Here is a 7,159-nt window from a genome sequence, read left to right on the forward strand (position 1 = left end):
GCGGGGCCGGCCAGGCCCACCAGCAGGGCCAGGGGCAGAACCAGCACCCGGGCCAGGGTCCGGAGGGCAGAGGAGAAAGAAGAGGCCATCGAAAAAGCCGGCAAGGTGGTGGTGGAGACCGCGCCAGAGACCTTGTATCACGGCCAATGGGCCTGCTGGTTGCCCGGGCCCCAGCCACTCACGAACTGTTGCAGCCTCAGCTCTCGCCTGCGGCCACTTCAACGCTGAGGAAGTCTTTGGCCAGTGCGGTGTTGGGGAAAATGGCCCGCGCTTCGTTGAGCAGATCGTCAGGCGTGACCGGGTTGCCCGGCACGTAGCGCGGGCTGAGGTGCGTGAGCATCAGCTGCTTCACGCCGGCAGCCAGGGCCGTCTGCGCCGCCATGGTGCTGGTGGAGTGCTGGCGGGCGATGGCCATCTCCGCTTCGGCGTGAGAAAAGGTGCTCTCGTGGATCAGCAGATCGGCTCCCTGGGCCAGCTCCACCGCCGCCTCGCTGAACACCGTGTCGGTGCAATACACAACGCTGCAACCCGGTCGCTCCGGGCCGCAGAGGCTGGCGCCGTTGATGATGCGGCCGTCGTCGAGCACTACCTCGCGCCCGGCTTTGAGCTCGGCGTAGATCGGACCGGGTGGGATGCCGAGGGCGCGGGCCTGCTCGACATCAAACCGGCCGGCGCGGGGCTTCTGATCCACCCGGTAGGCGTAGGCGGGAACTCGGTGGATGAGCGTCGTGCAGCGCACCGTGATGTCGTCGTCGTCGAGCAGCACCGCGCCGCTGGTGGCGGCGTCCTTCACCCGGTGGCTGCGCAGTGGGTAGCCGATGCGGGTGGAGGAGGTGCGCAGCACGCCCTCGAGGTAGTCGCGCAGGGGGTCGGGGCCGTAGAGATCGATGCCGCTGCAAGTGCCAGCCAGCCCCAGGCTGGCCAGGAGCCCCGGCAGGCCGAACACGTGATCCCCATGCATGTGGGTGATGAAGATGCGCCGCAGCTGGCTCACCCGCAGTTCGCTGCGGAGGAACTGGTGCTGGGTGCCTTCGCCGCAGTCGAACAGCCACAGCTCGGCGCGCTGGGGTAGGCGCAACGCCACCGCCGACACGTTGCGGCCGCGGGTGGGCACGCCGGAACTGGTGCCGAGGAAGGTGACCTGCACGGCCGGCCGGAGCCTCCCCGGTGTGACTGATCTGATCGTGCCATGGCGCCGCCACTGTGCCCTGGCGGGATGGTCAGCCGCTCGTCACAATGGCCTGCCCTGCCGATGTGGCCCGCGATGGTTCGCCTGAGACGCCTACCGCTGGGAGTGTTCGCTCTGACGGCTTCCTGCTTGGCCGCCCCGAGCGTGTTGGCGCGATCGGCCGAACCCCAGGCTGCCCAGGCCCCCGCACTGAACGAACCGCTGCTGCGCGTGCTGGTGCTGCAGGGCCAGGAAACGCGGCTGAGGCCGGCCTTGTCGGCGGCAGGGCTGCGCCTGCGGGATGGTCAGGGGCGGGTGCTGGCGGAGCTTGGCGGGCAGGTGGTGCTCCAGGCGGCCCCTGACGGCGCTTGGCTGCGGTTGGTGCGGGCTGATAGCTCCGAAAGCGAGCAGTGGCAGCTGCGGGAGGTATGGCTCGAGGCCTTGGCTGGCCCCGAAGAGCGGGATCCGGGCTTGTGGGTTGGCCAGCGCCGCTACCGGGGGCGCCTGCAGCTGTTGCCCCAGGCCGGTCAGCTGCAGGTGGTGAACCACGTGCCGCTGGAGACCTACTTGCCCAGCGTGGTGGGCAGCGAAATGCCGGCTAGCTGGCCCCTGCAGGCGTTGAAGGCCCAGGCGGTGGCTGCCCGCACCTATGCGCTCAAGGCCCGAAAGCCCTCGGCGCCCTTCGATGTTCAGGCCACCACCGCCAGCCAGGTTTACAAGGGTGTGGAGGCCGAGACCCCTTCCACCCTGGCGGCGGTGGCGGCGACGCGGGGCCAGGTGCTCACCTACAACAACGCCCTGATCGATGCGGTGTTTCACAGCAGCAGCGGCGGCAGCACCGAGAGCAGCGGCGACCTCTGGCCGCGGCAACTGCCCTATTTGGTGAGCGTGCCTGATTTCGATCAGGCGTCACCGGTGCGCGACTGGCGCCAGCCCCTCGATCGCACCCGCCTGCAGCAGGCGTTTCCGGAGCTGGGTGGGGCGCTGGGCATTGATGTGGTCGCCACCACGCCGACCGGCCGCGTACGTCAGGCGCGGGTGGTGGGTCCCACGGGGCAGCTGTCGCTCACCGGAGCCCAGTTGCGTTCCCGCCTGGGCCTGAAGAGCACCTGGGTGCGCTTCGAGCTGGTGCCCTCCGCCAGTTCAGCGGGGCCTGTCCTGGCGGGTTTGAGCCTGGATTCCGCCAGTGGAGCTGCTCCAGCCTTGGTGCCGCCGCCCCTCCCGGCGTTCTCCTTGCCGGTGCCCTCCACTCAGACGCCGGAGGTGGTGCAGTTGGTCGCAGTGGGGCGTGGCTTTGGTCACGGTGTGGGGATGAGCCAGTGGGGGGCTCTGGCGATGGCCCAGCGGGGTGAGTCATACGCCTCGATCCTCAAGCACTACTACCGCGGTACGGCACTGCAGCCCTACAGCGAGCTGGCGCGCACTGCAGCCGCTGGGCGAGGCTGGGCGAACGACGACCCGCGCTCCCTGGCCGTATCGCCTTGATCGCTGCCCCCTCCTCCCCCACCACTGCCACTTGGCCGTGCCAACTGCGGGTGGAGGCGGATACCGACGCCGTGGCAGCCCACGTGGCCGAGCGATTGCACCAGGCCCTCGAGCAGGCTGCGGTGCTGGGCCTGGCCACTGGCCGCACGATGGAACCGGTGTATGCGGCCCTCCTGCAGCGGCTGAAAGCGCTGCCGCCACAGCAATTGGCGCTGTTGCTCGGCCGGTGGCGCAGTTTCAACCTCGATGAATATGTGGGCCTCGCCAAGGACCACCCCCAGTCGTTTGCCTCTTTTATGCAGCGGCAGCTGGCCGGGCCACTGCAACTGCCTGGCGGTTGTTTGCAGATCCCTGATGGTTGTGCCGCGGATCCCGAGGCTGAGGCCCGCCGCTACAGCGCCGCGGTGATAGCCGCAGGCGGCATCGATCTGCAGTTGCTTGGGCTGGGCAGTAACGGGCATGTGGGCTTCAACGAGCCTCCCTGCTCCGCCTCGGAATCCTGCCGCTGTCTGGGGTTGAGCCCCGCCACCCGTGAGCAGAATGCCGCCGCGTTCGAGGGGGATCCCGCTGCGGTGCCGGAGCGGGCGATCACCCTGGGCACGTCCGAAATCCTGGCGGCCCGGCGCGTGCTGCTGGTGGTGACAGGCACCGCGAAGGCCCAGATCCTGCGCCGCGCCCTGCAGGAGCCCCCGTGCCCGGAGGTTCCTGCCAGCTGGCTGCAGCGCCACCCCCAGCTGGAGGTCGTGGTGGATCAGGCCGCGGCAGCTGCGCTGAAATTCAGCTGAGCGCTGCTTCCATCAGCGCCTCATCAGCTTCAAGGTTGCTGGTCACACTGCGCACGTCGTCGAGGTCTTCGAGGGCATCCAGCAGCTTCAGGCAGCCGGCCAGGGCGGTTGGTTCGTCGAGGCGGCAGGGGGTGCTGGCGATCCAGCGGTGCTCCCAGCTGCTCACCGGCAACCCCAGGTTGCGCAGGCCGTCCTGCAGGGCTTCCAGCTGCTCGAAGGCCCCCAGCACCTCAGCCCCCTCCGGTTCGAGCTCGTAGCCGAGCACGCTGGGACCGCCCTGTGCCTCCAGCTCCAGCAGCCGCTCGAGCAGCTCCTCTTCCTGCGGGTTGCTCTGCTCGAGGCGCACCACGCTGCGGTGCTCGAACAGATAGCCCACGCAGCCGGTTTCGCCGAGGTTGCCGCCGTTCTTGCTGAAGGCCAGGCGCAGCTCCGCTGCCGTGCGGTTGCGGTTGTCGGTGAGGGCCTCGATCAGCACCGCCACACCGCCAGGGCCATAGCCCTCGTAGCGCACCTCTTCAAACGCATCAGCCCCGCCCACGCCCTGGCCGGAGCCCTTGGCAATCGCCCGTTCGATGTTGGCGTTGGGCATCCGGGCCGCTTTGGCCTTTTCGATGGCTGTGCGGAGCTGGAAGTTGCCGGCAGGATCGGCACCGGCTCGCGCCGCCACCATGATTTCGCGACCCAGCCGGGTGAACACCGCACCGCGTTTCGCATCCACCACGGCCTTGGTGCGTTTGATCTGGGCCCATCGGCTATGGCCGGCCATGCGCGTGCGGAGTGGAACGAAACAGCGAGACGAGGATCCGGCCTTCAGCCGGCGGCATCGAGCACCAGGCGCGGCTGCAGCTGGCCGCTGGCCTGCACCCGGGCCATGCCCGCCAGGTTGCCATCCGGGCCCACCACCACCACCGGCGCGTCGATCGGCCAGGTGGGTTCGCAGGCCTGGAGCCGTCCGCAGCGCCAGCCCGCCAGTGCTTCCGCCGTGAGCTGATGCCGTTGCAGGTGCCTCAGGGCCTCGAGGGGATCCACCAGGGCCGGCGGAGGCACGGCCTCGAGTTGCTCCCAGCTCACGCTTTGCTCGAGCTTGAAGCCGAGGGCCTCTGTGCGCTGCAACTGCGCCAGGCAGCCGCCACAGCCCAGGGCCTCACCCAGATCGCGGGCCAGCGAGCGGATGTAGGTGCCAGCCGAGCAGGCCACCTCCAGCTCCAGCCGCCCCAGCACGGGATCCCAGTGCAGCAGCTCCAGCCGATGCAGGCTCACGGGACGGGCCTGCAGCTCCACGTGTTCGCCCGCGCGGGCCCGCTTGTAAGCCCGCTGGCCATTCACGTGCACGGCCGATATCGCCGGCGGGCGCTGCTGGATCAGGCCGCGGAACGGCTCAAGCGCGGCCTGCAGATCGGTGGAGCTCAGCTGCGGTGGCTGTTGCCGTTCCAGCACCTCGCCCTCGAGGTCGTCGCTGTCGGTTCTGACCCCCAGTTGCACCACACCCCTGTAGGTCTTGTTGCCGCTGAGGTAAGGGAGGAGCCGTGTGGCGGGCCCGAGGGCAATGGGCAGCACACCGGTGACAGCGGGATCGAGGGTGCCCCCATGGCCCACCCGCTTGAGGCCATAGGCGCGCCGTACCCGCGCAACGCAGCCATGGGAGCTCAGGCCGGCGGGCTTATCGAGCACCAGGAAGCCGCAGATCAAGGCAGGGGGTGTGCACTGCCTTGATGCTCCCATTGCCGATGGCCTCAATCCCGCCAGGCTTGGAGGAGCTGTGCTGCCGCTCGATGCCCCGTGGGATGCCCCCGAAAGCCATGGATCTGCCGCCAGCCGCGCTGCAGCGCCGGCGTGAGCTCGCGTTTCTGGTGCTGGCTGGGCTGTTCCTCGGAACGATGGGGATGCTCAACATCCTTGGGCTGACCCGCTTTCTGCAGCTGGGCAGCATCGGCTCCTGGCCGGTTGTGGTGGCGGTGGGTGCCCTGCCTTATCCGATCACGTTTCTGTGCACCGATCTGATCAGTGAGATCTGGGGCGAGGAGCGCGCCAGTCAGTTGGTCTGGGTGGGGTTGCTGCTCAATGGTTGGATTGTGCTGATCCTCTGGTTGGGTGGAGTGTTGCCGGGCTTACCCGGGGCGCCAGAGAGCACCTTCTTCGCGGTGCAGGATCTGGCCTTTGGCGCGGTGGGCGCTTCGATGGTTGCTTACATGGCGGCCCAGTTCACCGATGTGCGGCTGTTCCATTTCTGGAAGCGCGTCAGCGGAGGGCGGGCGCTGTGGTTGCGTAACAACGGCTCAACGTTGGTGAGCCAGCTGGTGGATACCAGTGCCGTGGTGCTGATCAGCCACTACGCCGCCCATGTGTTGCCGGTGAAGCCCGAACTGCCGGTGCTACCGCAGTTGATGAGCTTCATTGCCAGCGGCTATCTGTTCAAGGTGCTGGCGGCCTTGGCCGACACGCTGCCCTTCTATTGGCTCACGGCCTGGCTGCGGCGCTGGCTGGTGGTGCCGGGAGCAGGCAGCGAATTGGATTCAGCGCTCGGTCCGGTTCTGGGCTCACCACTACGGTGAGCAGCCATGAGCCCTACCGCCACCCTCTCCCTCGAGCACTTTCTCGATGGAGGCTTTGATCTGCGCCGCCAGCTGGCGGCGCACCTGTCCCTGGAGCCGCAGGAGCTCGAGCGGCGCTTGCCCCTGGCTACCGAATCGCTTGCGGCGGCTCATCCCGGGGCGTTCGATCCCCACAAAGCGGAAGCCTTCTACGAAACCGCCGTGGGCACAGGCCACCTGTTGGAGCTGGCGGCCTGGCATCTGAGCAGCGCCGATTACATCGCCGACACGCTCCGGTTGCAGCAGCAGTTCGCCCGCGGCCAGGTGCTCGATTTCGGCGGCGGTATCGGCACCCATGCCCTGGCTGCAGCGGCGTTGCCGGAGGTGGAGGTGGTGTGGTTCGTGGACCTCAATCCCGAGAATCGCCGCTTCGTGCAGGCCCGCGCTGAACGGTTTGGGCTGCAGCACAAGCTGCGCTGTTTCCGCGACCTTCAAGCCCCCGAGCTGCCCAGCCAGTTCGACACGATCGTGTGCCTCGACGTGCTCGAGCACCTCAACGATCCAAGCGCCCAGCTGGAACAGTTCGCCACACGCATGACGCCCTCCGCCATTGCCTTGCTGAATTGGTATTTCTTCAAGGGCTTTGCCGGTGAGTACCCGTTCCATTTCGATGAGCCCGAGCTGGTTGAGCGGTTTTTCCGCACGCTGCAGACTCGCTTCTTGGAGGTGTTCCACCCCTTCCTGATCACCACCCGGGCCTACCGGCTGCTCTGAAGCGGGGCACAACACCTGCACACAAGAAAGCCGGCGCCATGGCGCCGGCTGGAAGGCCTGAGGGATCAGGCGGAAGCTGGAGGCTGAATTCAGCCGACAGCCACGTTGATGCGCTTGCGGGTGCGCAGGCCGCGCTTGATCGTGTCGAAGCTCACCACGCCATCCACAAGGGCGAACAGGGTGTCATCGGCGCCGCGACCCACGTTCAGGCCGGGCAGCACGGAGGTGCCGCGCTGGCGGATCAGGATCGAACCAGCGTTGACCGACTCACCGCCATAACGCTTCACACCGAGGCGCTTGGAGTTGGAGTCGCGGCCGTTGCGGGTGGAGCCGGTGCCTTTCTTGTGGGCCATGGTTCAGGGGAGTGTTGGGTTGAGAAACGCTGCGGCTGATCAGGCCAGGGCTTTGCCGCCCAC

8 protein-coding genes are annotated in these 7,159 nt (G+C 67.9%); 4 read left to right on the forward strand and 4 right to left on the reverse strand.

The window, feature by feature from the left end:
- Positions 1 to 196 precede the first annotated feature (196 nt).
- The gene (locus ACIQ2E_RS10905; protein WP_398330191.1) at positions 197 to 1,147 is read right to left on the reverse strand and encodes a ribonuclease Z; all 951 of its coding nucleotides are present in this window, start codon (positions 1,145 to 1,147) and stop codon (positions 197 to 199) included.
- Positions 1,148 to 1,264: 117 nt separating this feature from the next.
- On the opposite strand from ACIQ2E_RS10905, the gene ACIQ2E_RS10910 reads away from it, so the two are divergent.
- Both ACIQ2E_RS10910 and ACIQ2E_RS10915 read left to right on the forward strand, forming a co-directional pair.
- Positions 1,265 to 2,653 (forward strand): SpoIID/LytB domain-containing protein, encoded by a 1,389-nt coding sequence (locus ACIQ2E_RS10910; RefSeq protein ID WP_398330194.1) that lies wholly within the window; start codon positions 1,265 to 1,267, stop codon positions 2,651 to 2,653.
- 44 nt (positions 2,654 to 2,697) lie between these two features.
- Positions 2,698 to 3,438, forward strand: coding sequence for a glucosamine-6-phosphate deaminase (locus ACIQ2E_RS10915; RefSeq protein ID WP_398330213.1), 741 nt, complete (start codon positions 2,698 to 2,700; stop codon positions 3,436 to 3,438).
- Here ACIQ2E_RS10915 and ACIQ2E_RS10920 read toward each other — a convergent pair.
- Entirely contained in the window at positions 3,431 to 4,204 is a 774-nt protein-coding gene (locus ACIQ2E_RS10920; protein ID WP_398330201.1) for a YebC/PmpR family DNA-binding transcriptional regulator, read from the reverse strand. The genes ACIQ2E_RS10915 and ACIQ2E_RS10920 overlap by 8 nt on opposite strands.
- Positions 4,205 to 4,248: 44 nt before the next feature.
- Positions 4,249 to 5,160, reverse strand: a complete 912-nt coding sequence (gene truB / locus ACIQ2E_RS10925) for a tRNA pseudouridine(55) synthase TruB (RefSeq protein ID WP_398330204.1) — start codon at positions 5,158 to 5,160, stop codon at positions 4,249 to 4,251.
- A gap of 50 nt (positions 5,161 to 5,210) precedes the next feature.
- On the opposite strand from truB, the gene ACIQ2E_RS10930 reads away from it, so the two are divergent.
- Together ACIQ2E_RS10930 and ACIQ2E_RS10935 are read left to right on the forward strand one after the other, a co-directional pair.
- A complete protein-coding gene (locus ACIQ2E_RS10930; protein WP_398330216.1) occupies positions 5,211 to 5,990 on the forward strand; it encodes a queuosine precursor transporter in 780 nt (259 codons plus the stop codon).
- Positions 5,991 to 5,996: 6 nt separating this feature from the next.
- Positions 5,997 to 6,743 (forward strand): class I SAM-dependent methyltransferase, encoded by a 747-nt coding sequence (locus ACIQ2E_RS10935; RefSeq protein WP_398330207.1) that lies wholly within the window; start codon positions 5,997 to 5,999, stop codon positions 6,741 to 6,743.
- A gap of 89 nt (positions 6,744 to 6,832) precedes the next feature.
- Here ACIQ2E_RS10935 and rpmA read toward each other — a convergent pair whose 3' ends face one another.
- Positions 6,833 to 7,096 carry a 50S ribosomal protein L27 gene (gene rpmA / locus ACIQ2E_RS10940; protein ID WP_398330210.1) on the reverse strand — a complete coding sequence of 88 codons (264 nt, stop codon included), beginning with the start codon at positions 7,094 to 7,096 and terminating at the stop codon, positions 6,833 to 6,835.
- Positions 7,097 to 7,159 lie beyond the last annotated feature (63 nt).

The sequence above is a fragment of the Vulcanococcus sp. genome (assembly GCF_044369115.1).
Lineage (GTDB): Bacteria > Cyanobacteriota > Cyanobacteriia > PCC-6307 > Cyanobiaceae > Vulcanococcus.